24 protein-coding genes are annotated in these 25,157 nt (G+C 73.6%); 6 read left to right on the top strand and 18 right to left on the bottom strand.

Going from position 1 to position 25,157, the window contains the following annotated elements:
* Nucleotides 1-7: 7 nt before the first annotated feature.
* The 3 genes from OG618_RS20205 to OG618_RS20195 are packed head-to-tail and all read right to left on the bottom strand — an operon-like array spanning nucleotide 8 to nucleotide 2,837.
* Nucleotides 8-955, bottom strand: a complete 948-nt coding sequence (locus OG618_RS20205; protein WP_329488933.1) for an ABC transporter ATP-binding protein — start codon at nucleotides 953-955, stop codon at nucleotides 8-10.
* A gap of 24 nt (nucleotides 956-979) precedes the next feature.
* Complete coding sequence (locus OG618_RS20200) at nucleotides 980-1,882, bottom strand: ABC transporter permease (RefSeq protein WP_329488932.1); 903 nt, start codon at nucleotides 1,880-1,882, stop codon at nucleotides 980-982.
* Nucleotides 1,866-2,837 (bottom strand): ABC transporter ATP-binding protein, encoded by a 972-nt coding sequence (locus OG618_RS20195; protein ID WP_329488931.1) that lies wholly within the window; start codon nucleotides 2,835-2,837, stop codon nucleotides 1,866-1,868. Before OG618_RS20195 ends, OG618_RS20200 begins: the two co-directional genes overlap by 17 nt.
* Before the next feature lie 190 nt (nucleotides 2,838-3,027).
* Here OG618_RS20195 and OG618_RS20190 point away from each other — a divergent pair, with 190 nt between their 5' ends.
* On the top strand, nucleotides 3,028-3,456 hold the full coding sequence (locus tag OG618_RS20190; protein ID WP_329488929.1) for a hypothetical protein: 429 nt from the start codon (nucleotides 3,028-3,030) through the stop codon (nucleotides 3,454-3,456).
* Nucleotides 3,457-3,469: 13 nt separating this feature from the next.
* A complete protein-coding gene (locus tag OG618_RS20185; protein ID WP_329488928.1) occupies nucleotides 3,470-5,746 on the top strand; it encodes a hypothetical protein in 2,277 nt (758 codons plus the stop codon).
* 93 nt (nucleotides 5,747-5,839) lie between these two features.
* On the opposite strand, the gene OG618_RS20180 is transcribed toward OG618_RS20185, so the two are convergent.
* The 7 genes from OG618_RS20180 to OG618_RS20150 all read right to left on the bottom strand — a co-directional run bounded on the left by OG618_RS20180 (nucleotide 5,840) and on the right by OG618_RS20150 (nucleotide 11,394).
* Nucleotides 5,840-6,946 (bottom strand): hypothetical protein, encoded by a 1,107-nt coding sequence (locus tag OG618_RS20180; protein WP_329488927.1) that lies wholly within the window; start codon nucleotides 6,944-6,946, stop codon nucleotides 5,840-5,842.
* The gene (locus OG618_RS20175; protein ID WP_329488926.1) at nucleotides 6,943-7,821 is read right to left on the bottom strand and encodes a hypothetical protein; all 879 of its coding nucleotides are present in this window, start codon (nucleotides 7,819-7,821) and stop codon (nucleotides 6,943-6,945) included. Before OG618_RS20175 ends, OG618_RS20180 begins: the two co-directional genes overlap by 4 nt.
* Nucleotides 7,822-7,903: 82 nt before the next feature.
* Nucleotides 7,904-8,776: a hypothetical protein gene (locus OG618_RS20170; RefSeq protein ID WP_329488925.1), complete on the bottom strand. Its 873-nt coding sequence runs from the start codon at nucleotides 8,774-8,776 to the stop codon at nucleotides 7,904-7,906.
* A 52-nt stretch (nucleotides 8,777-8,828) separates the two neighbouring features.
* Nucleotides 8,829-9,623 carry a hypothetical protein gene (locus tag OG618_RS20165; RefSeq protein WP_329488924.1) on the bottom strand — a complete coding sequence of 265 codons (795 nt, stop codon included), beginning with the start codon at nucleotides 9,621-9,623 and terminating at the stop codon, nucleotides 8,829-8,831.
* Between the two features lie 381 nt (nucleotides 9,624-10,004).
* Entirely contained in the window at nucleotides 10,005-10,592 is a 588-nt protein-coding gene (locus tag OG618_RS20160; protein WP_329488923.1) for a hypothetical protein, read from the bottom strand.
* A gap of 131 nt (nucleotides 10,593-10,723) precedes the next feature.
* Nucleotides 10,724-11,116, bottom strand: coding sequence for a type II toxin-antitoxin system VapC family toxin (locus tag OG618_RS20155; protein WP_329488922.1), 393 nt, complete (start codon nucleotides 11,114-11,116; stop codon nucleotides 10,724-10,726).
* On the bottom strand, nucleotides 11,113-11,394 hold the full coding sequence (locus tag OG618_RS20150) for a hypothetical protein (RefSeq protein WP_329488921.1): 282 nt from the start codon (nucleotides 11,392-11,394) through the stop codon (nucleotides 11,113-11,115). The genes OG618_RS20155 and OG618_RS20150 overlap by 4 nt, the downstream gene beginning before the upstream one ends.
* A gap of 65 nt (nucleotides 11,395-11,459) precedes the next feature.
* On the opposite strand from OG618_RS20150, the gene OG618_RS20145 reads away from it, so the two are divergent.
* Nucleotides 11,460-12,347 (top strand): LLM class flavin-dependent oxidoreductase, encoded by an 888-nt coding sequence (locus OG618_RS20145; protein WP_329488920.1) that lies wholly within the window; start codon nucleotides 11,460-11,462, stop codon nucleotides 12,345-12,347.
* 43 nt (nucleotides 12,348-12,390) lie between these two features.
* Here the strand turns inward: OG618_RS20145 and OG618_RS20140 are convergent, their stop codons facing one another.
* On the bottom strand, nucleotides 12,391-12,573 hold the full coding sequence (locus tag OG618_RS20140) for a hypothetical protein (RefSeq protein WP_329488919.1): 183 nt from the start codon (nucleotides 12,571-12,573) through the stop codon (nucleotides 12,391-12,393).
* A 168-nt stretch (nucleotides 12,574-12,741) separates the two neighbouring features.
* Between OG618_RS20140 and OG618_RS20135 the strand changes: the two genes are divergently transcribed.
* The 3 genes from OG618_RS20135 (at nucleotide 12,742) to OG618_RS20125 (ending at nucleotide 15,089) form a co-directional block, all read left to right on the top strand.
* The gene (locus OG618_RS20135; RefSeq protein ID WP_329488918.1) at nucleotides 12,742-13,185 is read left to right on the top strand and encodes a hypothetical protein; all 444 of its coding nucleotides are present in this window, start codon (nucleotides 12,742-12,744) and stop codon (nucleotides 13,183-13,185) included.
* Nucleotides 13,186-13,266: 81 nt separating this feature from the next.
* Nucleotides 13,267-14,196, top strand: a complete 930-nt coding sequence (locus OG618_RS20130; protein ID WP_329488917.1) for a hypothetical protein — start codon at nucleotides 13,267-13,269, stop codon at nucleotides 14,194-14,196.
* Nucleotides 14,197-14,264: 68 nt separating this feature from the next.
* The gene (locus tag OG618_RS20125) at nucleotides 14,265-15,089 is read left to right on the top strand and encodes an HAD family hydrolase (RefSeq protein WP_329488916.1); all 825 of its coding nucleotides are present in this window, start codon (nucleotides 14,265-14,267) and stop codon (nucleotides 15,087-15,089) included.
* Between the two features lie 114 nt (nucleotides 15,090-15,203).
* On the opposite strand, the gene OG618_RS20120 is transcribed toward OG618_RS20125, so the two are convergent.
* The 7 genes from OG618_RS20120 to OG618_RS20090 all read right to left on the bottom strand — a co-directional run bounded on the left by OG618_RS20120 (nucleotide 15,204) and on the right by OG618_RS20090 (nucleotide 24,995).
* Nucleotides 15,204-16,091, bottom strand: a complete 888-nt coding sequence (locus OG618_RS20120) for a phosphate ABC transporter ATP-binding protein (RefSeq protein WP_329488915.1) — start codon at nucleotides 16,089-16,091, stop codon at nucleotides 15,204-15,206.
* Nucleotides 16,092-16,129: 38 nt separating this feature from the next.
* Nucleotides 16,130-17,062, bottom strand: coding sequence for a class E sortase (locus tag OG618_RS20115; protein WP_329488914.1), 933 nt, complete (start codon nucleotides 17,060-17,062; stop codon nucleotides 16,130-16,132).
* Entirely contained in the window at nucleotides 17,059-18,888 is a 1,830-nt protein-coding gene (locus OG618_RS20110) for a substrate-binding domain-containing protein (protein ID WP_329488913.1), read from the bottom strand. Before OG618_RS20110 ends, OG618_RS20115 begins: the two co-directional genes overlap by 4 nt.
* A 65-nt stretch (nucleotides 18,889-18,953) precedes the next feature.
* Nucleotides 18,954-20,225: a phosphate ABC transporter permease PstA gene (gene pstA, locus OG618_RS20105; RefSeq protein WP_329488912.1), complete on the bottom strand. Its 1,272-nt coding sequence runs from the start codon at nucleotides 20,223-20,225 to the stop codon at nucleotides 18,954-18,956.
* A gap of 88 nt (nucleotides 20,226-20,313) precedes the next feature.
* Nucleotides 20,314-21,333, bottom strand: a complete 1,020-nt coding sequence (gene pstC, locus OG618_RS20100) for a phosphate ABC transporter permease subunit PstC (protein ID WP_329488911.1) — start codon at nucleotides 21,331-21,333, stop codon at nucleotides 20,314-20,316.
* Nucleotides 21,334-21,460: 127 nt separating this feature from the next.
* A complete protein-coding gene (locus OG618_RS20095) occupies nucleotides 21,461-24,091 on the bottom strand; it encodes a hypothetical protein (protein WP_329488910.1) in 2,631 nt (876 codons plus the stop codon).
* 310 nt (nucleotides 24,092-24,401) lie between these two features.
* Nucleotides 24,402-24,995, bottom strand: a complete 594-nt coding sequence (locus tag OG618_RS20090; RefSeq protein ID WP_329488909.1) for a hypothetical protein — start codon at nucleotides 24,993-24,995, stop codon at nucleotides 24,402-24,404.
* Between the last annotated feature and the right edge of the window lie 162 nt (nucleotides 24,996-25,157).

Here is a 25,157-nt window from a genome sequence, read left to right as displayed (position 1 = left end):
GGTGGGGCTACGCGGAGACGAGGTAGGAGAAGACGCTCTCCAGCGACTCGTCGGCCGGGGCGACGGTGTACAGCCGGACGCCGGCCTGCTGGGCGACCTTGGGCAGCAGGGTGGTGAAGCCCTGGAAGTTGACCGCCTGGATCCGCAGCCCGCCCGCCTCGCCCGCCGCCGCCCTGGTGTCCGGGCCCGGCACGTCCAGCTCGATGCCGGCCGTCGACGGGTCCGCGATCAGCGCGGCGGCCAGCCGGCGGTCGTCGCTGGAGCGGACCAGGTAGCGGTGCGGCCGGTCGGTCATCAGCCGGCGGATCCGGCGGAAGTCCCCGGAGGCGGCGTGCCGGCCGGCCACCACGACCTCGATGTGCCGGGCCAGCTGCTCGACCTCCTCCAGGATGTGCGAGGAGAAGAGCACCGTGCGGCCGTCGGCGCCGAACCGGCGCAGCAGCTCCATCAGCTGCAGCCGCTGGCGCGGGTCCATGCCGTTGAACGGCTCGTCGAGCAGCAGCACGGCGGGGTCGTGGACCAGCGCCGAGGCCATCTTGACGCGCTGCTTCATGCCCTTGGAGTACGTCCCGGTCTTCCGGTCCTGGGCGTACTCCATCTCCACCAGGGACAGCGCCCGCCGGGCCGCCGCGGCCGGGTCGGCGAGGCCGTGGAGCTCGGCATTGGCCAGCACGAACTCCCAACCGGTCAGGTAGTCGTACATCGACTCCCGCTCGGGGACCAGCCCGATCTGCCGGTACACCTGCTGGTTGCGCCAGATCGGCGCGCCGTCCAGGGTGACCGCTCCGGTGGAGGGGGCGAGGAAGCCGCTCATCATGTGGATGAGGGTCGACTTGCCCGCGCCGTTGGGCCCCAGCAGGCCGGTGACGCCGGGACCGATCGCCATGCTGACGTCGTTGACGGCGACCACGTTGCCGAACCAGCGGGAGACCTTGTCGATGGTGATGGTGGCCATGGCGCCCTCTCAGATCCTGCGTTGTCAGATGTTGCGGTAGCGGCGCAGCAGCAGCGCGTACGAGCCGGCCACCATCGCGGCGGCGGTGGCGGCGAAGACCACCACGCCGAGGGCGCCGGGCGCGTGCAGCCGGTCCGGCCCGCTGCCGAGGTCGAAGAGCTGGTTCACCAGGCTCTCCACCAGCTCGTTCGGCGCGAGCAGGGCCGTCCACTGCGCGGAGTCCGGCAGGCCGGCCCGGCCTTCCGAGCTGATGCCGCTGACGACGCCGACCACGGCGGTGCTGATCGCCAGGTAGCCCATGATCGCGGCCACCCCGAAGCCGCGGCGCGGCGTGGTGGCGGCGATCACCAGCGCGACCGAGGTGGGCACCAGGGCGTACAGCACGGCGGTGACCAGGCCGTAGAGGACGTGCGCGGTGTTGTGCCCGAAGTCCAGCCCGCCGAGCAGCGCGCCGACGTAGAGCACCAGCAGCGGGGCCGTCATCAGCAGCAGCTGGGCGCAGGCCATCGCGGCGTACTTGGCCCGGACGTAGTCGGCCCGGGTGATCGGGCGGGAGAAGTACAGCGGGACGGTGTGGTGGCGGAGGTCCCGGGAGAGCAGCACGGGCGTCTGCGAGGCCAGGAAGATCGAGACCAGCAGGCCCACGATCCCCAGGTACTCCGGGTAGTCGACCGGCAGTTCGTCCTGGCGCTGGACGAGGGCGATCGCCACCATGATCGCGGCCGGCGCGGTGACCAGACCGAGCAGCAGCATCGGCAGCACCTTGGACCGGCCCGAGCGCCCGAGGCCGTACGCGGCGCGCAGGCTCTGGGTGAACAGCGAACGGGTGGCGTAGGCCCGGCCGAGCCGGGGGCCGGCGTAGCCGCGGTACCCGATGTCGTGGATGACGCCGGTGTCGAGCGACCTGGCCTCAGAGGGCAGTGCCATCTGCGGGACCTCCCTTGCTCTGCTGACCGCTGGTCTCCGTGAACAGCTCGGCGACCCGGTGGCGGCGCTGCTCCAGCCGGACCAGCCCGAGGCCGAGGTCCGCGACCGCGTCGCGGATGGTGTCGTAGGTGTCGTCGCCGGCCAGGCGCACCAGCAGGAGCCGCGCGCCCTCCGGCTCGACCGCGAGCCCGGCGGCGGTCAGCCGCTCGCGTACGGCGGCGCTCGCGTCGCGGGTGTGGTCGTCGGGGAAGTCCGTCACCTCGACCGCGAGGGTCGCCGTCACTCCGGTGAACGACGCGGTCGACGAGGAGCGCAGCAGCTTGCCCCCGTCGATGATGACCAGGTGGTCGCAGGTCCGCTCCAGCTCGCCGAGCAGGTGGGTGGTGACCAGCACCGAGATGCCGAAGTCGGTGTGCACCCGGCGGATCAGCGCCAGCATGTCGTCCCGGCCGACCGGGTCCAGCCCGTTGGTGGGCTCGTCCAGCAGCACCAGCTTCGGGTCGTGGACCAGCGCCTGGGCCAGCTTGACCCGCTGCTTCATGCCCGTCGAGTACCCGCCCATCGGCCGGTACCGCTCCTCGTACAGCCCGACATGCCGCAGCGTGTCGGCCGTCCGCTCGCGGGCCGCGGCGGCCGGGAGCCCGGCCATCCGCGCCATGTGCACCACGAACTCCGTCGCCGAGACGTCCGGCGGCAGGCAGTCGTGCTCGGGCATGTAGCCGACCTGCTCACGGATCTGCCAGCCCTGGGTGGCGATGTCGAGGCCGAGGACCCGCCCCGTACCGGAGGTCGCCGGGGCCAGCCCGAGCAGGATCTTGATGAGTGTGGACTTGCCCGCGCCATTCGCCCCCACCAGGCCGACCACCCCGGGCTCCACCTCTACGGTGAGCTGATCGAGGGCGGTGACCCGGGGGAACCTCTTGGTGAGGCCGTCCGTCTTGATGACAGTGGACACGTCCCTCACCGTAGTGCGGCCGGACCGTCCGGGCCATGAGCTCGAATGACGACGCCCCGTGCTGCTGCGGTATGACATCCGCCCGATGATCCCCTAGGGGTTCCGGCCCTCCACCGCCCTTGTATTCTTTGCGAATTCCTAACACGGGGGCCGCCGGGGAGAGTGCCCGGCAGGGAGGGACGAGAGCACCATGTCGGATCGCGCGACCGCATTTGACCGGATGATGAACCCCTGGGCGTACGACGCCGACGGGAACCTGACCACCGCGGCCAGGCAGCAGGAGGGTGCCCGCACCCGGATCAACTCGGCGAACGCCCCCGGCGACGGCGGCACCGTCGGGGTCGACCCCGCGGCGCTGGAGTCCGCCGCCAACTCGTCGGACCAGATCCACGGCCGGCTCAACGGGGACGGCCGGGCCGCCGACGACGAGACCACCCAGGTGGCCACCTCGCTGGCCAACTGGAGCACCGGCAAGGCGGCCGCGCAGACCGCCGCCACCTGGGACCAGCAGATCGCCGCCCTGAACAGCACCATCGGCGAGCTCACCCAGGCCCTGCGGGACAGCGCCACGAACTACCGGAACAACGAAACCGCCGTCAAGCACGACATGAAGGGCTGAGGGGGCGGACGACATGGTCGACTTCCACGAACTGAGCACCGCCAAGCTGGACGTCCTCGGCACCGCCGCCACCGCCTGGGAGGACGTCGCCAAGAAGCTGAAGGCGATGGACGAGGACTGGGACAACACGGTCATCGCCAAGGTCAACTCCGCCAACTGGAGCGGCCCCACCGCCGACCAGGCCCGGCCCAAGCTCCAGCGGGCCAACGAGCAGCTGACCGCCGCCGTCACCGAGGCCACCGCGATCGGCTCGATCCTCAAGGACGCCGGGAACGACTTCCAGGCGGCCAAGGCCAAGCTGGACAAGGCCGTCGCGGACGCCCGCGGCGCCGGGCTGACCGTCACCGACGACGGCACCGTGAGCTGGCCGCCGGCCGACAACGCCACCCGGCACGACCCGGACGCCAGCCGCGCCTACAACGACGAGAACCGCACCAAGGCCGAAGCGGCCCGCAAGGCGATCGACGCGGCCGTCCAGGAGGCCACCGCCGCCGACGAGCGCGCCGCCTGGGCGCTGCGCTCGGACGCCTCCGCCGACGAGGTGAAGTCCTTCAACGCCAAGGCCGTCGGCGGCGGACCGGAGGCGGACGGCATCCGGGCCGCCCAGCTCGCCGGCAAGGGCGGGAAGATCTCGGACACCGAACTCACCGAGCTCAACTCGCTGCTGGCCGCCAACGCGAACGACCCGAAGTTCTCCACCCGCTTCTACCAGGACCTCGGCCCGAAGGGGACGCTGCAGGCCTGGAACAGCATGGTCGGCGACGAGCAGCAGTTCAACGGCGCCAGCGACGCCCGGTGGAAGCAGTACCAGGAGCTGCAGAAGAACCTCGGCCTCAACCTGGCCACCGCCACCCGCACCACCAACGAGCCCCACCTGTCCGACCAGTGGGCCGCCGACCTGCGCAAGGCCGGCTCCGAGACGATGTGGGACAAGCCGTACCGCCAGAGCGGCCTGGACTACTCGCCCTACGGCTACCAGGTGCTCTCCGGCATCCTGCGGACCGGCGACTACGACCCGCACTTCCTCAACCCGATCGCCGAGCACATCACCCAGCTGGACACCGACGACAAGTACTGGCCGGCCCCGGTGATGGGCCCGCGCAGCGACCGGCGCGGCTACAACCTCCTCGGCCAGGAGGGCGGTTCGGGCTGGGAGCCGACCACCGCCGTACTGGAGGCGCTCGGCCACAGCCCGGAGGCGGCCACCAAGTTCTTCCACGACCAGCCGACCGCGTACAACACCGACGGCTCGGTCAACCCGAACGGCAAGGTCAAGCCCTCGGACTACCTGACGTACTTCACGCACGACAAGGAGTACACGCCGGACACCGTCTCGCAGAAGAACGAACTGCGTCAGCAGGGCATGCGCAGCGGTCCGGACGCCCTCGGCCACGCCCTGGAGGCGGCCACCACCGGCCGGCCGTACGACGACCACTCGGGGGTCGCGCCCAAGCACACCGCCGACCAGGCCGAGGTCATGAACCGGGTCGTGCAGACCTTCGGCACCCACGGCAACGGCGGCGTGCTCGACGACCTCAAGGGCGAGGACGCCAAGTTCGCGCCGCTGCGGGACAGCCTCGGGCACATGACCGCCGACTACATGGGCGACACCCAGCGCGCGCTCTCCCCGCACAAGGACGACCTGCCGGTCAACGGGGCCCCGGCCGGGCTCAAGGAGGCACCGGTCCGCGGCCTGCTCGACGCGCTCGGCCGCGACCCGGACGCGTACGGCGCCGTGGTCAACGCCAACCAGGCGTACTCGACCGCGGTGGTGCGCGGCCACATCGACAGCGGGCAGACCGACTTCGCCCGGCTGGAGTCGGAGATCGACTCCACCTCCCGGGCCGGCGGCGTCATCAGCGGCATCCTCAACGAGGCCCGGATCGACGAGGTCCACCAGGAGCACGCGTCCTCCGACAAGGAGTACAACGAGGCCCTGGAGAAGAACGCCGGGTACGCGCAGACGGCGTTCAGCACCACCATCGGCCTGGCCACCGAGCGGGTCCCGCTGGCGGGCGAGGCGGCCGACTTCCTCGTCGAGCAGATCACCGACAGCGTGGTGAAGGCCAACGAGCGCGACACCACCGAGGACGGCAACCAGGAGGGGCGCGACTTCGTCGCCGAGGGGCGCGAGGGCGCGGCGGTCGGGGCGAAGCAGGCCGTCATCGACGCCGCCAACGGCACCAAGCTCAGCCCGGAGGACATCCAGCGGCTGGCCGACAGCGCCGGGGACCGGGCCCTCGACGGCTACACCGACGGCTCCTCCGGCAGCCAGAGCTCCGGCGGCTGAGGGTCGCCCCGCGCCGCGGCGGTCGCCGCCGCGGCGCGGGGCGACCGGTGGGCGGCGTGCCGCGAGGCACACCGCCCACCGGGTGGCGCCGGATCAGGCCAGCAGGTCGGACTGGAGCGTGACGACCTGGCGGAACGCGGGCGGCTGGACGCCCCGGGCGTTGGTCATCGTGATGACGCCGACGATGTCGCCGGCGCTCAGGTAGGCCAGATACCCGGTGGTCCGGCCCTCCCCGGCCAGCGTCGTGCTCTCGCGGGTGGCGAGGTCGACGCCGGAGACGCTGTCCCAGCCGATGACGGAGGCGGGCCGCAGACCCGGCAGGTCCTTCGGTTCGCCGTCGCCGCGCAGGTCGGCGAAGACGTCCCAGGCCTCGACGGAGGAGCCGAAGCGGAGCAGCCGGATCTGGGTGCGGGTGCCGTCGGAGGCGGTCCACTCCCGGACGGTGGCGGCGCGGCAGACGTCGCGCAGCAGCAGGGCCCGCAGCTTCGCCGGCTCCTTCTGCTCGGCGGCCATCGCGTCACAGGCGACCCAGTCCGCCGGGGCCGTGCCGGCGGCCGGGGTCGGGGCGGCCGACCCGCCGGTGGCCGCCGGGGCGCTCGCGGGGGCGCCGTCGGGCGCGGCGGGCGACGACGCGGCCGGGCTCGCGGTCGGTGCCGCGGTCGATGCCGCAGTGGGGGTCGCGGTCGGGGTCGCGGTCGGGGTCGGGAAGACCGCCGGGACCGACGAACCGCCGGCTTCCTTCGGGGCGGGCAGGAGCAGGTACCGCAGGTCGGCGGCGTGCCGGCTCTTGTTCTCACCGGGCGCCGCCTGGCCGGACGGCAGCGGCGGCAGGGCCAGCGCGGGGAAGGTGTAGCGGCCGTCGCCCCGGGTGGCCAGGCCCGGGATGTCGGTGCGCTCGGGCGTGGTGACGGCCAGCGCGGCGCCGGTACCGGCCAGCACGCAGACCAGGGCGGCCGCGCCCCAGCGCAGCGCCGCGTTGCGCCGGCGGGTGCGGCGGGCCGCGAGCTCCTCGGGGCTCGGCGGCGGGAGCGACGGCAGGGTCCCGGCCCCGGGGGCCACGGCCCAGGGGTCGGCCCCCAGGGCCGCCTCGGCGGGCGGGCCGGCCGGAGCGGCGGGGGGCGCGAACGGTGCGGGGGGCGCCGGGGGCGCGTCGGCCCCGGCCGGGGCCGCGCTGTCGTGCGGGGTGGCGTGGTCGGTCATGCGGACGCTCCCGGGCTGGCGAGGCGGTCGAGCTGCTGGCTGAAGAGGGTGACGATCTTGTCCTTGGGGAGCGGTGCCGCACCCTCGGCGCTCATGATCACCAGGAGGTCGCCCTCGGCGGCCGAGCACTCCAGGTAGTCGATCGGCGCGGACGGCGGAGCGGGCATCAGGTAGCAGTGCGCCTCGGGGTGCCCGGGGATCCCGGGGCCGATCCGGAAGAGCCCGGTGTCACCGGTGAAGACGGCCGTGTACTCGTTGGCCTTCTGCACCTCCTGCTGGTTGAACTGCCGCAGCCTCAGACCGATCACCAGGTCGTCCGTACCGGTCTTGTAGGTGCGCACCCCGGTGGCCTTGACGTGCAGGCCCTCCCAGTACTGGCGGAGCTTGTCCCGCTTCTCCTTGGGGATCTGCTGGAGGTCGCTGTCCATCTCGGCGGAGAGCTGGTCCGCCGACAGCTCGACGTCGTTGCCGTAGCCGCCGTCGTCCGGGCCGAGCGCGTAGCCGGCCGGGACGGGCAGCAGCAGGTCGCGCAGCGAACCGAAGTGGTTGCCGTTGGCCTTGGCGCCGAAGGGGGTGGGCGTGGCGGTCGGGGCGGGCGCCGCCGCCGTCGGTGCGGCGGCGGCGCTGGCGGGCGCGGGGTCGTCGTACCGGGTCTCGATGACGCCGACGCCGATGACCACGCCGACCAGCGCGGCCGCCACGGTCGCGCCGGTGGCCCGGAGGAGCCGGCGGCCGGTGGGCGCGGGCCGCTCCGGGCCGGCGGCGGCCGGCCCGGGCGCGGGTGCCTGCTCGACCGGCCCGGGCGGCCCGAACGGCTCGACGGGGACCGGCGCGGGGTTCGCGGCCTCGGTCACGGTCACGGTGCTGTCGCTCATACCAGCCGCTCCCACTGCTGCTTGGCGATGTCCTTCACGACATCGGGGTTCGCGGCCTCTGTCACGGTCACGGTGCTGTCGCTCATACCAGCCGCTCCCACTGCTGCTTGGCGATGTCCTTCACGACATCGGGGTTCACCGGCCGCGTGCCGAAGGCCTCGACCTTCATCACCAGCGTGCCGCGTTGCGCCAGCGCGGTGCCCAGGTAGTACTGCTCGGTGGACTCCGCCCAGTGCGAGGGCTCGCTGTCGACGTGGAAGCCGCCGTTGGCGTCGTCCGCGAACGGCTGGAGCCGGTAGGCGGCGGCGGCGTACTTCGCCGAGGCGGCGTGGTCGGGGCCGTACTGGATCAGCGAGACCCGGACCTTCAGGTCGTCCTTCTTCCAGTCCACCTCGACGGCGCGGCGGAACTCCGCGACGTTCAGGGCGCGGAAGACCTCCGCCGACCGGCCGGTGTGCTCGGCGAGCTCGCCGATGGTGATCCAGCTGGGCGTGTCGGGGAAGTCGGCCCAGGCCGTGCTGCCGGCCGGCGCCGTCACCAGCAGCTTCCGCAGGTCGCCGTCGACGGCCGGCGGCCTGGGCGCCGCCGCGGCGACGGCCGCCGGGTCCACCACCTCGGCCGGGTAGGACGGCCGGGCGACCTGGATCGGCGGCAACGGGGTCGGCGGACGGTTCGCCTGCACGGCGTAGCCGACGGCGCCGCCGAGCAGGGTGCCCAGCAGCAGTCCGCAGGTCAGCAGCAGCACCGGCCGGGGCCGACGCGGGCGGTTCGGCGGCAGGACGGCGGCGGTGGGCGCGAACCCGTCGGCGAAGACCACGGCGGGCGGCGCGTCGGGCGCGGGTCCGTCAGCGGGGGCGACCGGTTCGGCGGGCGGTGCGGCGGGGGCGGCCGGTTCGGCGGGCGCCTCGGGCGCGGGGCCGTCGGCGGGCGACGGCTCCACGGGACGGGTGGTCACGGAGTGGCTCCAGGAGGGGAAAGGTGACGTCGGGCGTGGGCGGCGGAGCGGTTCAGCCGCCGGAGGAGAGCCGCTCGCGCTGGCGCTTCATCAGCTCGCTCAGCAGCGCCTTGTCCGGGGTCCCCTTCACCTCGACGTCGAGCGTGTACTGGACGTCGCCCTGGCTGGAGATGCCGGTCATCGAGCCGGTGTACGCCTGCTGCTTGGGCTTGCGGACGTAGCCGTGGGCGGCGGGATCGCCGTCGATCGCGATCGGGTCCAGCTTCATCGTGTAGCCCTGGACGAACTCGCTCGCCATCGCGGTCGAACCGAAGCGCATCAGGGTGACCGTCACCTCGGCCTTGCCGTCCGCCGTGCGGTACGTCCGGGCGGCGGCCTCCTTGTACCCGTAGGAGCCCAGGATGCGCATGATGCCGTCCTGGTTGTCGAAGAGGTCGGCCACCTCGTCGTCGGTCAGCTTCATCCCGTCCGGCGGCCCGTAGGACTCGCCGGCGTCGGGGATCGGGAGCAGGAAGTACCGCAGGTCGCCTTCGTGCCGGCCCCCGCTGACGGTGCCCTTGAGGGTGCTCACCGGCCGGGGGACGGGTGCGACGGTGGTCGGCGCGGCGGTGGTCGGCACCGCCGTGGGCGAGGCCGACGCGGTGGTGCTCGCACTCGCGCCGGCGGTCGCGGTCGGCGCGGCCTTGGCCGGGGCGGCCACGACGGCCGGCCGGTCGTCGGGCTTCCCGACGGCCACGGTGACGGCGGCGCTGGTCGCCGTCACGGCGAGCAGCCCGGCGGTGGCCAGGGCCACGCCGACGGCGCGCGGCAGCTTCCGCCCGGAGGCGGCCACCGGCGCGGCGGCCACGGGATCAGCGGCGGGTACGGGCGCGGGTACGGCAGCGGCTTCGGCCGCGGGATCGGCAGGGGTTTCGGACGACGCACCGTTCGCCGGTTCGGCGGCGGACGGCACGTTTTCGGGCGCGGACAAGGAGCTCCCCCGGGGAATGTGGAATGTCGCGCACGGGCCCCTCGCGGGCCACCCCCCGTGGCTCTCCAGGCCGACCGTCACGCGTATCACCAGGAATTATGAGAGCCGCCCGGGAGGTGTGCCAACAAAATCAATCACCGCACTCCCACCCAATGATCAATCAATCGGACATCCCGTGACCGAACCGCAATCGGCACCCGGAGACCGCGTCGGCCCGCCCGGTGGGAGACCACCGGGCGGGCCGATCGGCGGGACGGATCAGGAGTGGGCGCGCTCGGTCAGCTCGACGACCTTGCCGGCGGAGTCGATCGCGACCTTGTAGTCCCCGGCGGAGCACGGGTAGAAGCCCTTGGTGCTGGTGGGATCGGTGAGGCACTCACCGATGTGCTTCACCAGATCGGCGACGTTGACGTCCTTGGACGGGGCCAGGACCGAGTTCAGGTGGCCCTTGGCGGCGGGCGCGAACGGCGCGCTCTTCTCGGCACCGACCGGCTCGAAGACCACGTCGTTGACCCCGCACGCGGTCTTGGTGTCCTTGTAGACCAGCGTGGTCGTGGTGGTCCCCTTGACCGGGTAGACCCACTTCTGCCCGGCGGGCAGCGGCGCGGCGTCGCAGAACCCCTCCGGCTCGTCACTCGCACCGGCCGACGGCTTGGCGCTCTTGCCGCCCGTCGGCGCGGCACCCGTCGGCGCGGCGGCGGACGAGGTGGCGGGCGCGACGGCGGGCGAGGTGGCCACCGGGCCGCCGCCCGCCTGGTCCGACGCGTTGTCGGGCCCGCAGGCCGTGAGCCCCAGCGCGGCGACCGCGACCAGGCCGACGCCGCATACTCTCCGGAAAATGGGCATGCCGAAAGAACCCCCGTTTGACGCATGATCAGATTGTGAGGCGTGCGGCGGAAAGACTAGCCCCTCCCACGGACTACTCCGGGGAGCCTGCGAGAACGCGCCACAGGGCCGGCGCCACCGTGCCGGGTGGGTCAGATCGGTTCGACTGCGACGCGGCGGTGACACAGGCGGCGCAGATCATCGACATCGCCGGTTACCACGGTCACGTCGCCGTGTTCCGCGTGCGCGGTGGCTGCGAGCATCGCGTCGATGGCGTACTTGTGGCCGGGAAGTCCCTCGGCTGCCAGCAACCTGCTCGCCCCACGTGCGATCTCCTCGGTGACTGGCCGCACTTTGGCGAGGGAGACCGCGTGGTCGAACGCCGTCTGCGGCACCTCGGGGTCACGCGCCTCCACCAGAGTGGCCGCACTCGTCACCACCAGAAGATCCAGCGTGCGGGCGACGTCCAGCCACACAGTCATGTCGCGGTGCCGCCGGGACAGCTTGGAGAGAGCCTCGCTGTCGAGAACAAGCGTGCCGCTCACGCGGCGTTCGCCGGGGCGGAGTCTGCGCGATGAGCGGCATGGTGCGCGCGGACGCGCTCGGCCTTGGCCGTGACCTCCGCCGGATCCACCGGCCCGTGATCGGCTTCGGCGGCCTCGATGCACTCGTCGATGGCTTCGCGTTGGAGCTGGCGTTGCACGGCCTCCTCGATGTAGGAGGAGATGCCCTGCTTGCCGGCGCGGACGCGAATGGCTTCCAGCGTCTCAGCGCGCAGGGAAACGCTGGTGACTCGTGTCTTGCCGGGACGCGGTGTAGTCATGGGAAAACTGTAGTACATAGTGTGTGAGGCTGCTGGCGATCGGCCCTGCGCGTAGGGTCGCCCGTATGCGACTGAGCACGGTGATCCTCCCCATCCACCGGTGGAGCGAGGGGCAGAAGATCTGGCGGCGGGCCGAGGACCTCGGGTTCCATGCCGCCTACACCTACGACCACCTGTCCTGGCGGTCGTTCCGGGACGAGCCGTGGTTCGGGGCGGTGCCGACGCTGACGGCGGCCGCGACGGCGACCGAACGCCTGCGGCTGGGCACGCTGGTGACCTCGCCCAACTTCCGGCACCCGGTCACGCTGGCGAAGGAGATCGTGTCGCTGGACGACGTGTCCGGCGGGCGCCTCACCCTCGGGATCGGGGCCGGCGGGACGGGGTTCGACGCGACGGCGATGGGCCAGGAGGCCTGGTCGCCGAAGGAGCGGGCGGACCGGTTCGGGGAGTTCCTGCCGCTGCTGGACGAGCTGCTGCGCGAGGACGCCACGACCCGCGAGGGCACGTACTACTCCGCGGTCGAGGCACGGAACATCCCCGGCTGCGTGCAGCGGCCGCGGGTGCCGTTCTACGTCGCCGCGACCGGACCGCGCGGGCTGCGGCTGGCGGCGGAGCACGGGCAGGGCTGGGTGACGTACGGGGATCCGAAGGGGCCGGCGGACGTGCCGGTGGCGCAGGCGCCCGCCGTGATCGCCGCGCAGATCGCGAAGCTGACCGCCGCCTGCGAGGCGCGCGGCCGGGACGCGGCGGAGCTGGAGAAGGTGCTGCTCCAGGGCTCGACGGCGGAGAAGCCGCTCGCCTCGCTGGACGCGTTCGTGGACTGGGCGGGCACCTACCGGGAGCTGGGGATCACCGAGCTGGTGATCCACTGGCCGGTGCCGGGCTCGATCTTCGAGAACGACCTGGCCGTCTTCGAGAAGATCGCCACCGAGGGCCTCGCCCAGCTGGGGTGAACCGGAGCCGGCCACCGCGGGTGCGGTGGCCGGCCGGTGGCCGTCACGGGTGCGGGCGGGTGCGCTGGGTGGGGACGTGCGGGGTCGCGTCCGGGGTGGTGCGCCGGGCCAGCTCGGCGAGGGTGTCGAAGATGAAGTCGCCGATCAGGACCGGGTCGCGCGTCTCGCGCGGGGCGTCCGGCGGGGTGGTCGGTGGGCGCTCGTCTCGGGCGTGGCGAGTTCGCATGGCTCTTCCTGCCGACGGGGTGGCCGGGATCAGTCATGCCCGGGAAGAGGAAGCAGGACACCCGGCACGGTGCGGGAACGGCCGGAAAGAACGGCTCGGGGGCCGAAATACGGTGCGGCGGCGGGCGCTTACGCCGATCGGATACCGGCCGGGGGTATTGTCTCGCCCGTGGCGGCGGGCGAACAGCGCAGCGGGGGACGCGGCCGGGCGGCGGCCCGGCCGCTGCTGCTCTGCGCGCTGCTCGCCGGACTCTTCCTGATGCACGGCTCGCCCACGGCGCCGGGCAGTTGCCACCGGCCCGCGGCCGTCGCGGTCGCGGGCTCGGCGGGCCACCGCGCACCGGTCACCCACCACGCCGCCCCCGCGGACGCCCCGAGGCTGGACGGGCGGCCGGCGCCGGACGCGGCTCCGCAGGCCGTCCCCTGCGTGTCGGCCCGGGACCGGGAGGGCGCCGGCCTCCCGGCGGCCGCCCCGCTCGCGGCCGGGGCCGCGGCCGTGCTCCCCGCCGTCCGGATGCCCTCGGCCCCGCGGGAGCGGCGGACCACCGGGCCGCGGGCACCGCCCGACGCCGGACGCCGGCTGCTGCTCCGGGTGTGCGTCGCACGGACGTGACCGGGCCCGCGCCGGAGACCCCGGGCAGGGGCTCCGGGCGCGCCGCGTCCTGCTCGCACCCACCGGAAGAGAACCGACCAGATGTCCCTCAGCACCCGTACCCGTACCCGCACCCTGGCGCTCACCGCAGGCGCCGCCGTCCTCGCCCTCGCCCTGACCGCCTGCGGCTCCGCCGCGACGGGCGGCACGGGCGGCACGGACCGCGCCGACGGCATGACCGGCGGCCACGGCATGGCCGGGATGGACCACGGCGCCGCGAGCGCCGCGGCCACCACGGCCGCCCCCGCCGCCGGGGCCCCCGCCGCCGAGCGCAACGGCTACCGCCTCACCTCGGCCGTCGACACGCTCCCGGCCGGGGCTCCCGCCGAGTACCGGTTCACCGTGACCGGCCCGGACGGCGCCCCGGTCACCGCGTACGAGACCGACCAGACCAAGCGGATGCACTTCTACGCGATCCGCTCCGACCTGACCGGGTTCCAGCACCTGCACCCCGAGATGGCCGCCGACGGCACCTGGACCGCCCCGCTGGCCGCGCCCGCCGCCGGCACCTGGCGGGTCTACGCCTCGTTCGTCCCGGACAGCGGCGCCGGAAAGGGCGCCGGCCTGGTGCTCAGCCGGACGGTGGACGTCCCGGGCGAGGGTGCGGCGGCCGACGCACCGCTGCCCGCCGCCACCGGCACCACGACCGTGGACGGGTACACCGTCACCGTCGAGGGCGCCCCGGCGGCCGGGCGGGCGGGCGAGCTGAAGGTCACCGTCGCCAGGGACGGCAGGCCGGTCACCGACCTCCAGCCGTACCTGGAGACCTTCGCCCACCTGACCGCCTTCCACGCCGGCGACCAGGCCTTCGCGCACCTGCACCCGCAGGCGCGGGCCGAGGCGGGCAGCACCGGCGGCCCGACGCTGTCCTTCCACGCCGAACTGCCGGCCGGCGGGGACTGGCGGCTCTTCCTCCAGTTCATGACCGGCGGCACGCTGCACACCGCCGCGCTGACCCTGCGGGTCGGCTAAGGGTGCTGCCGTCGGGAGGTCGCCGTCGCGGCGGTGACCTCCCGACGGCGGTAGGCGAAGATGGAGCGGTGACCACTCCCCGCACCGCCCCCCGCCTGATCGCCACCGACCTGGACGGCACGCTGCTGTGCGCCGGCGGCACCGTCTCCGAGCGGACCGCCGCCGCGCTGGCCGCCGCCGAGGCGGCCGGGGTCCAGGTGGTCTTCGTGACCGGTCGGCCGCCGCGCTGGATGCAGCAGGTCAGCAGCCACATCGGCGGCCACGGCGTGGCGATCTGCTCCAACGGCGGCGCGGTGGTCGACGTGCGGCGCGGCGAGCTGCTGGAGTCTTTCCCGCTCGGCGCGGAGGCCGCGCTGGCGGTGGTGACGGCGCTGCGGGCGAAGCTGCCCGGTACCGCCTTCGCCTTCGAGTACCCGGCCGGGTTCGCCCGCGAGCCCGGCTACGAGGTGCGGATGTGGGGCCAGGACGAGAACCACCCGATCGGCCCGGCCGAGGAGCTGCTCGGCGCCGGGGGGCCGGTCACGGGCCTGTTCAAGCTGCTGGCGAAGCACCCGGACCTCGACCCCGACAAGCTGCTCTCGGTGGCCCGCGAGGCGGCCGGGCACCTCGCCGAGATCACCCGGTCCGCGCCGATCCCGCTGCTGGAGATCAGCGCGCCCGGCGTCACCAAGGCGAGCACGCTGGCCCGCTGGTGCGCCGGGCGCGGGATCGACCGGAGCGAGGTGGTGGCCTTCGGCGACATGCCGAACGACCTGGAGATGCTGGCCTGGGCCGGTACCGCGTACGCCGTGGCCAACGCGCACCCGCAGGTGCTGGCGGCGGTGCCGCTGCACACGGTGAGCAATGAGCTGGACGGCGTCGCGGCGGTGCTGGAGCGGCTGCTCGGCCACTGAGCCGAAACACGAAGGCGCCGCGAAGGGGCCGCGAGGAGGCCGGGAACGCGCGGAGGCCGGGCCGGACCGGCCTCCCGCCGCTCCGACCCGGCCGGGCCCGGCCGGGCGGTCCGGCTACCCGAAGCGGCCGTTGACGTAGTCCGCGGTCCGCTGGTCCCGCGGATCGGTGAACAGCTGCTCGGTCGGTCCGGCCTCGACGATCCGCCCCGGGGTGTCGTGGGTGGCCAGGAAGAACGCGCAGGACTGCGAAACGCGCTGCGCCTGCTGCATGTTGTGGGTCACGATCACGATGGTGAGCCGCCCCCGCAGCTCCGCGATGGTCTCCTCCACCCGGCGGGTCGAGGTGGGGTCGAGCGCCGAGCACGGCTCGTCCATCAGCAGGATGTCCGGCGAGACGGCCAACGACCGGGCGATGCACAGGCGTTGCTGCTGCCCACCGGAGAGCGCGCCGCCCGGGGTGTGCAGCCGGGTGGCGACCTCGTCCCAGAGGCCGGCCCGCCGCAGGCTGCTCTCCACCAGGTGCTCGCGCTCCTCCTTGGAGACCTTGATGCCGGCCAGCTTCAGCCCGCTGGAGACGTTGTCCTGGATGGACATCGCCGGGAACGGGTTGGGCCGCTGGAACACCATCCCGATCCGCCGCCGGACCTCGGCGGGCCGCCGGCCGGGCCGGTACACGTCGTCGCCGTCCAGCAGCACCTCCCCGGCGAGCTGCGCGCCGCGGACCATCTCGTGCATCCGGTTGAGGATCCGCAGGTAGGTGGACTTGCCGCAGCCGGAGGGGCCGATCAGCGCGGTGACCTCCCCGGCGGGCATGCCGAGCGAGACCCGCTCCAGCACCTTGTGCGAGCCGAACCAGGCGGAGACGTCCCTGGTCTCCAGGCCGGCCAGCGGGGCGCCGGCGGCGTCCGCCGGGTGGACGGGCGGCAGGGTCAGCGTGGTCTCGCTCGCGGAGCCGCCCCGGTCGAGCGGGGCGAACGGGTCGAGCGGGGGTACGTCGGTCATCGGTGCATCCGTCATCGGTACGGTCCTCCGGGCGCGCTTCAGTAGAGGTTGGGCAGCAGGGCGGCGGCGTTCTCGTACACGGCCCAGAGGATCGCGGCGATCACCGGCGCGATGCTGAGCCAGGCGGCCGAGCGGCGCCAGATCCGGGCCAGCAGGATCGCGGCGACCACCGCGCCCAGCAGCCCGAGCGACCACAGCTGCAGCGTGGCCAGCGCGCCCTTGTCGGCGGCCAGCGCCTTGTCGTACGGCACGGTGGCGGGGCGCCCGCCGGGATTGACCTCCGGGTCGCCGTCCAGCCGGGCGCCGATCATCACCGTCGAGCCGGGGATCCAGTCGGAGTCCCCGGTGACCAGCACCAGCCGGTTGCGGACCGGGTCGCTGATCGGGTGGTCGCCGTCCCCGTAGACGTTGACGGTGTAGGTGAACCTGCCCTGCCCGGTGGTCGCCTCGATCCGGTCGCCGACCCGGAGCCTGGACAGCTCGGCGAACGGCGCCCCGAAGGTCGCCCCGCGGCCGAACACCACCGCGACCCCGCTCTGCCCGGGCAGCGCGGTGTCCCGGCGGTGGCCGGGCCCGCGCATCAGGTCCCGGCCGGTGGTGCCCTCCACCACGACGGCCCCGTGCAGGCCGATCGCCGGGATGTCGAGCAGCGCGACCGGGTCCCCGTCGGCGGCGCCGCCGGTCGGCGCGACCGCCTTGGCCAGCTGGTCCCGGAAGGTCTTGTACGCGGTCGACTGGTAGTGCCGCTGCTGGAGGTGCGAGAGCGTGAAGAGGTACCCGACGAATCCCATCGTGAGCGCCGCCAGCAGGCTGACCGCCCAGGCCCCCTGGAGGAACCGCCGCCGGGCCGGCCGGGCGGCGCCGGGGCCCGCCCCGGCCGCCCTCGGGTCCGGGGCGGGCGTCGCGGCGGCCGGCGCGGCCGGGGTGCCGGGGGCGGGGGGCGCCGGCTTCTCCAGCGCCGGGGCGGTCACGACCGGCCGCCGGCGGAGTTGCGGCGCCGCATCAGACGGCGGCCGAGCAGCGGCGGGACGAGCACGACGGCGAGCAGTTCGAGCGCGGTCAGGGTGGACAGCATCCAGTCGTCCGGCCGCCCGTCGACGGCGACCACGTTGGCCGTGACCTCGCCGGCGGCGGCGGCGCGGCCGCGCGCGACCACCTGGCCGGTCTGCGGGTCGACGACGTCCTCGGCCGCGGCCTGGTCGCCCTCGGTGCCGGTGCCCGCGGCCGGGTCGACCGCGCCGGGCTGGTCGGCCGTGCCGCCGGTGCCGCCCCCGGCGGTCCCCCCGGCCCCCGCCGCGCCACCGGTGCCCCCGGTGCCGGACGATCCGCTGCCGGTGCCGCTCGCCGAGGGGGTCTTCCCCGCCCCGCCGCTCGCGCCGCCGCCCGTCCCGCCGGTGGCGGAGCCGGAGCCCCCGGTGGCGGAGCCGCCGGTGCCGGAGCCCGAGCCGGACCCGGACTTGACCGCCTGGCCGCCCTGCACGGTGCAGTCCAGCGGGGCGCCCTTGGCGTCGCACGGGCTGGGCTGCGGGGCGTTGTCCAGCACGGTCAGCCGGCCGGCCGAGTTGAAGGTCGGGTTGGCGCAGTTGGAGAGGGTGTTGGCGTCGACCGGGCTGGCGTTGCCGGGGATGTGCTGGGTCTGCAGCAGCCCGCCGCGGACCAGGTTGCGCGGGATCGGGGAGTAGCCGAGGCCGTCCGCCTCGCCCTGGCCCTCGCAGAGCACGTAGGCGAGGAAGCGGCTGAGGGCGCTGCCCTTGTCGTTGGTGAAGCGCGGCGGCGGCGGGAGCGCCGCCCCGGCCCGCGGCACGATGAGGTAGCTGTAGCTGGAGAGCGGGTACGACCTCGGGTCGTTCATCGAGTAGACGCCGTCGAGGTTCTGCTGGAGGTAGTCCGGGTCGTCGGCGGCGGTGCTGTCGTCCACGCCGCGGATCTTGGCGGCGGTGAGCGCGACGGCGACGTTGGAGGCGGTCGGCAGGGTGTAGTAGCCGGCCGGGTTGAGCACCTTCACGACCGGCCAGTTGCTGCGCTTGGCGAAGGCGTACTCGTCGTAGCCGATGGTGCCGAGGCCGGACGGGGCCTTGATGTAGCCGGCCACGACGTCGGAGCCGTTCTGCGCGGTCATCCGGCCCGACGGCGGGAAGAACTCGGTGTAGTCACCGCAGCTGACGCCGTTGACGCTCTTGCAGTACTCCTCCCACTGCGCGCCGTGGGTGTGGCTCATCCAGCGGGTGAACTGGGCGGTCGCGCCGGAGCCGTCGGAGCGGACCACCGGGGTGATCGGGAGGCTCGGCAGGGCCTTGCCGTAGTCCGCGGTGATCTTCGGGTCGTTCCAGTTGGTGATCTTGTTGGTGAAGATGTCGACCACGGTCTGCGGGGAGAGCCGCAGGTCGCGGACCTGCTTGCCGGCGACGACCAGGTTGTACATGAAGGTCGTCCCACCGGCGGTGATCGGCACGTAGGAGAAGCCGTACCGGGGGTTCTCGGCCTTGCCGGAGCCGCCGGCCTGGCCGGCCTGGCCGAGGCCGGTGTCGGTCTGCGAGCGGAACGGCACGTCGGAGGCGGTGAAGTCGTCCTGGCCGATGCTCCACTGGTTGCGGCCGGCCGCCGAACCGATCGGGTTGAAGTTGATCTGGATGCCCTGCGGAGCGACGTCCTGGCGCCACTGGTCGATGGCCGGGCCGGCCCAGCTGGAGCCGTCGGCGTTGAGTGCGGTGGCCGCGAAGGCGGGGGTGCTCTGCCCCAGCAGGAGGGAGCCCGCGGCGAGGATCAGGGACAGCAGCACGGCGAACGTGCGTGCCACGGGGCGGCTTGCGGCCTCCCACGACATGGGAACTCCTCTGGTACTGAGGGCGTTTGGGCGGGACATCAGTGCTCCCCGAGGGCGGTGGCCACGCCGGCGGGCCGGGCGGCGGTACGGGCGGCGGCCGCGGTCGAGGGCCGGGCGGAGCCCCGGTGCCCGCCCCGGGCGGAGGCCTCGGCGACGGCGGCGGCGCGGTCGATCCGGCGCTTCTGGCGGCGCGTCAGCTGACCCGGCTTGCGGCCGCCGACGACGCGGGCGGTGACGAACAGGACGAGCACCACGATCATCAGGGTCAGCGCGGCGGCGAAGGCGCGCGCGATCATGTCGGGGTAGGGCTGCTTGACGTAGTTCCAGATGTACAGCGGCAGCGAGACCTGGTGCTCGCTGAACGGATTGCCGTTGAACTGCGAGGTGAACCCCGAGGTCAGCAGCACCGGGGAGGTCTCGCCGACGCCGCGCGCCATGCCGAGCACCACGGCCGTCACCAGCCCGGGCCGGGCGGTCGGCAGCACCACGTTCCAGACCGTGCGCCACTGGCTGCCGCCGAGTGCGTACGAGGCCTCCCGCAGCGTGCCGGGCACCAGCCGGATGACCACCTCGGCGGCCCTGGTGACGATCGGCATCATCATCACGGTGAGGGCCAGCGAGGCCGCGAAGCCGCTCTTCTCGAAGCCGAAGGTGATGATCACGACGCCGAGGATGAACAGGCCCGCGACGATCGACGGCAGCGCGGTCATCGCCTCGACCAGGGTCCGCACCGGCCGGGCCATCCGGCCGCCGACCTCGGACATGAAGACCGCCGCCGCGATGCCCAGCGGGACCGCGAACAGCGTGGCCAGGCCGAGCTGTTCGAGCGAGCCGACCAGCGCGTTGAGCGCGCCGCCCGAGGTGATCGGGGAGAGCGGGGCGGTGTGGTCCATCGACTCGGTGAAGAAGTTGAGGTGCCGGGCCGCGTCGTAGCCGCGCACCAGCACGTAGCCGATCTGGTCGGCGATCAGGCCGACGACCAGCAGTCCGGAGCTCCAGGCGACGACCGAGACCAGCCGGTCGCGGACCATCAGCGGGTTCCACTGGAGGCGGCCGATGGCGAAGTAGCCCACCAGGAACAGGGCGTACCAGCAGAGCAGGAAGCCCTGCGCACCGCTGAACGGCAGGATCCGCTCGTAGAGCATCCAGTCCAGGGCGAGCGAGCCGACCAGCGCACCGACCAGGGTCAGCACGTCCTCGCGGGTGAAGCCGCCGAGCCGGACCCGCTTCTCGGGGCGCGGCGCGGCGGCGGCCGCGGGTGGGTCGGCCGGCGCGGCCACGGTGGCCGGGGGCAGGTCGAGGGTGGTCATCGGGCGGTCCCTTCACGGCGGAGCGGCAACGGGCGGCGCGGCGACGGGCGGCCCGGCGACGGGCGGCGTGTGGCGGAGTGGGCCATGGTCAGTCCGCCGTCGAAGCACCGGAGCGGGACCGGTTGATCACGAAGCCGGCGCCCAGGTTGACCAGCAGGGTGAGCGCGAAGAGCACCAGGCCGGCCGCCATCAGCGCGGAGAGCGAGAGCTCGTCCGACTCGCCGAAGCGCAGCGCGATCAGCGCCGAGATGGAGTTGGCGCCGTTCTCCAGGATGTGGCTGATGGCCTTGAAGTTCGGCGAGATGATGAGCGCGACGGCGATCGTCTCGCCCATCGCCCGGCCGAAGCCCAGCATCACCGCGCCGATCACACCGCCGCGGCCGAACGGCAGCACCACCGCGCGGACCATCCCCCACCGGGTCGAGCCCAGCGCGTACGCGCCCTCCCGCTCGCCCTGCGGGGCCTGCGAGAACACCTCCCGGCTGAGCGAGGCGACGATCGGGATGATCATCAGCGAGACGACCACCCCGGCGATGAAGGTGGAGGAGGTGTAGGAGGTCCCGATGTCGCCGGTGCGCACCTTGAGGAAGGGGATCGCGTCGCCCAGGTGGTTGGTCAGCCAGCGGACGAAGCCGATGATGCGCGGCTGGAGGAAGAACAGCCCCCAGAGGCCGTAGACGATGCTGGGGATCGCGGCCATCAGGTCGATGAGCGAGACCAGCGTCGCCCGCAGCCTGGTCGGCGCGTACTCGGAGATGAAGATCGCCGTGGTCAGCGCCACCGGCACGGCGATCACCAGGGCGATCACCGCGATCAGCAGGCCGTTCGGCAGGACGGCGGCGATCCCGAAGTTGTGGGCCTGGGTCTGCCACTTCTGCTCGGTGAGGAAGGACCAGCCCACCTCGCCCAGCGCGTTCGCGCCGCGCAGGATCAGGAAGAACGCGATCAGTCCCATGATCGCGAAGACGGAGAGGCCCGCCACCCTCAGCACTCCCCGGAACACCCGGTCTCCGGGCGTGGCGGGGGCGGTGATGACGCGGGGGACATCGGGTTCTGGTGGACGTGGAGCCCCGGCGTACGGTGCCGCGGGCTCGGCGGCGGCTGTCATGGTCTGCTCTCCGGCGCGCTCGGTACGGAAGTACTCGGTACAGGGGAGGCCCCGGGCCGTGGCGCCCGGGGCGGAGGACTCGGCGGGGCCGTGACGGCGGCCCCGCCGAGCCGGTGCGACCGCTGGATCAGGGCCGGCGGCGCACCCGCGCCCAGGTCCGGCCCACGGCGGAGACGGCGCGTTCGCCGGCGGGCGTGCCGCCGAGGAAGAGCGCGGCGGGGCCGCCGATCAGCAGCACCAGGCCCGCGATCACCGCGATCGGCAGCAGCAGCCGGGCGGTGCCGGCGCGGTCGGCCGCCGGGGAGCCGGCGGCGACCGGAGCGGCTGCGAGCGGGCCCGCCGAAGCGCCCGGCGTGGCGGTGGCCTTGGCCCCGCCGGCCGCGGCGGCCGGAGCCCCCGCGCCGCCGGTGGCCGCGCCACCGGTGCCGCCCGCGCTCGCGGTGCCCCCGGTGCCGATCCCGCCGGCACCGCCGACGGCGCCGTCGCCGAGCCCGCCGGTGCCGGAGCCGGCGCCGGGGGACGAGCCGCCGGTGCCGGTGCCGTCGCCGGTGACCGGGGTGGTGGTGACGCCGGTGCCGCCCGACTCGCCGCCGGTGGCGCCGCCGGCACCGCCGGTCGTCCCGCCGTCACCGCCGGACGGGGTGGTCGGCGGCGGGGCGACCTGGTTGCCCGGCCACTTGTTGTCCTGCGTCTCCACGTGCTTCGCCGCGTCGAGCGTCTGCTGGCGCTGGGCACCGGTGAGGCTGAGGAAGCCCGGGGCGAGCTTGCCCGGCTCCACGCCGTAGACCTGGCCGCCGTTGGCGACGGTGGTCAGGAACCGGGTGATCGCGGGCGCCTTGTCCGCCGCCCCGCCGGTGGGCACCATCGCGTACTGGACGGTGGTCAGCGGGTAGGCCTGGGTGTCCCGGGCGAAGGCCGTGCCCGCGACGCCGTAGGGCAGCAGCTGGGTCCCGGTGGCGGCGTCGGTCGGCATGTCGCCGACCGCCGACTGGAACCCGTTGGTGGTCGGCGAGACGAAGCCGCCGGCCGGGTTGCGCAGGGTGGCCTCGGGCAGCGAGAAGGCCTTGGCCTGGGCGCTGTCCATGATCGCGAACAGCTTCCGCTCGCCGCGGGCCATCGGGTCGCACTTGAGGTGGTTGCCGGTGGCCGGGTCCGCCATCCAGAGCTGGCAGGTGGACCGGTTCTCCAGGATGGTCCGCAGCACCTGGGTGAGACCGCCGAGGACGGGGTTCCACTCGTACTGCCGCATCCGCTTGGCGGCCTCGCTGACGTCCGTCGGCCCGGTGAAGTCCTGCGGCTGGAGGGTGTCGGCCGGGTACCCGGAGTAGGCGCCCCGCTGGTAGAAGGTGTTCACCCGCATCCCCCACGGGTCGTCCTCGCCGTCCAGGAAGCGGACGGCCTCCGGGTCGGCGGCGATCCACGCGGTCAGCTGGTAGACGAGGTCCGTGGTGCCGCCGACGATGGTCGGCTCGAACTCCGCGGGCGTGCACGAGCGGGGCCAGTGCAGCCCGCTGCTCTCCGGGAACCGGTTGTACTGGAGGAAGTCCTCGTCCAGGAAGACGCAGCTGGGGTTGCCGCTCACCGACGCGACCGGGCTTCCCAGCGGCGCGTAGGACTGGGTGAGCAGTTTGGCCATCAGGCGCGGGGTCAGCTTCATGTCGCGGAGCTGGCGGCCGGTGTCCGGGTCGTCGACGAGGAAGACCGCCGAGATCCCGGTGGTGGCCAGCGGCGCGTAGACGTACGGCCGGGCCGGGGTCGCGGTGTCGGGGTACGCGGTCAGCGCGACGTCCACGCCGGCCGACCCGCCCAGGAACGCCGCCCTGGCCTGCGGCTCGCCGCCGGAGGAGGAGTACTGGAAGGCGAGCGGGGAGGACGCCAGGCAGAGGCCGGTCCGCCACTGCTGGACGGCCCGGTTGGCCATCTCCAGGCCGGCCGCCTTGAAGTCGGCGGCGCGGTTGTCGCAGTCGGCGGCGGTGGGCGAGAAGTGCAGCGGGACGACGGTCCGCTTCTCCCAGGCGCACTGCTCGCCGACCTGGTACCCGGCGTACTGGTTGCCGTCCCACGCCCCGGCGTAGGCCTCCAGGCCGCCGTCGCTCGCGGTGTTGAAGAAGCCGTCCACGTCGCTGAGGTGGTCGGCGCAGTCGACCGCGCCGTTCCGTGCCTTGTACGGGTCCTGGGTGTCGCCGCCGTAGTTGGGCTCGACCACCAGGGAGCACGGGTGCGCGGCGTCACAGCCGAGCGAGGGGCTCTGGGTGGCGGTCCAGATCTCGATGGAGGTCTCGCCCGAGCCGTCGGCGCCCGTCGGCGCGATCGCCATGTTCGAGGGGAAGTCCGGCGTCGTGGTGCCCTCCGCCGGGGCCTTCTGGTTGAACCCCTTGCCACCGTCGGCGTTGTACAGCTTGCTGCCGTAGCAGTCGGTGATCTTGGGGTCGAGACCGCGGCACTGGTAGACCCGGACGGCGTAGAGCGCCTGCTTGGACCCCTTGGTGACGATGGTCAGCGGGGTGCCCGAGGTGTCGACGGTCGGGGTGAATCCGCTCCAGGAGACCTGCAGCACCTGGTTGGACAGGTTCTGGGTCTGCGCGACCGTCACGCTCCCCTCGGCGCCCTCCTCCCAGGTGTTCGGGTCCCACACCTTGGGGCCGGGCTTGGTCACGGCGGACGAGGTCGCCGCCGCGGCCTGCGACGACGTGCCGAGGCCGATGGGGGCCACGCCGAGCGCCACCACCACCGACCAGACGAGGGCGACCGCTGGCAACCTCCGGCGCCACCCCCCGCGTCTCGTACCGGGTAGTAGTCGGAGTCTCATGACGGGCACCTCCGTGCGAACGCGCACCGCCGTGACGCGGCGCGAGGTGGATCAGGCGGCGAGCAGGCCGGCGGTTCCGGTTCGCATCCATTCGGCCAGCCCTACATGGCCGGATCCGGTCGTACCGATGTACGAGACCACAACGCGACGACTCTGTAGCGGAGTTGGGAACTCCACCTGCGAACGGCGGGCCGGTGCCGTCGCACGGGCCCGCCGTTCCACCGAGCCGGTCGCAGGTGTCGGCTGCCGGTGGTGAAGCTCAGCTGCCGGTGGTGAAGCTCAGCGAGAAGTTGCCGATCGACTGGCCGGCCTTGAAGAAGGTGGTGTTCAGCTTGGTGTCCACGTACTGCGCGCCCTCGGCGTCGACCTTCAGGTCCGCGGCGGTCACCGTCTGGGTGGCGCCGGTGCGGGTGATGTCGGTCGTGCCGGCCGGGTCGAGCAGCGCCACCGGGTCGGTGCCGCCGACCGGGACCCCGGTGATCGCCCAGCTGTCGGCGCTGAACGCCAGCTGCTTGAAGACCGCGGTCTTGCCGGTGAACAGGTTGACGAAGAGCAGGCTGCCGCCCAGCTGGACGTTGCCGTAGTAACCCTGGAGGTTGACGTCGCCACCCGTCACCGGGAACGACGTGGAGAAGCCCGTGCTGGAGTCGTAGGACGGGGTGGCGGTGGGCAGCGGGATGACCACCAGGCCGTTCAGGGCGGAGTCCTTCAGGAAGGCGGTGCTCTCGTGCACCACCGCGCTGCCGGTCGGGGCCGCGGGGGCGGCGTCGGCGGCAGCCGCACCGCTCATACCGGTCACGGCGAGGACGACTGCGGCACCGGTGGCGGCAAAGCGGGCGCTGGTACGGGTCATGCTGAACTCCTTGGGAGAGGTGATGTGCTGGGTGGTGCGGGCGGTCGTTCGACCGCCCCGACGGCCTTCCTCCTCCGCACTGCCCGGCGGGCGGAGGATGCCGAAGTCGATGGGCGCCCGGCCGGCTCCGACAGGCACGAAGGGGTGCCCGGGTGTGGCCGG

Origin of the sequence: Kitasatospora sp. NBC_01246 (assembly GCF_036226505.1) — a bacterium.
GTDB lineage: Bacteria > Actinomycetota > Actinomycetes > Streptomycetales > Streptomycetaceae > Kitasatospora.
This window is presented reverse-complemented; position numbering and strand designations above follow the sequence as displayed.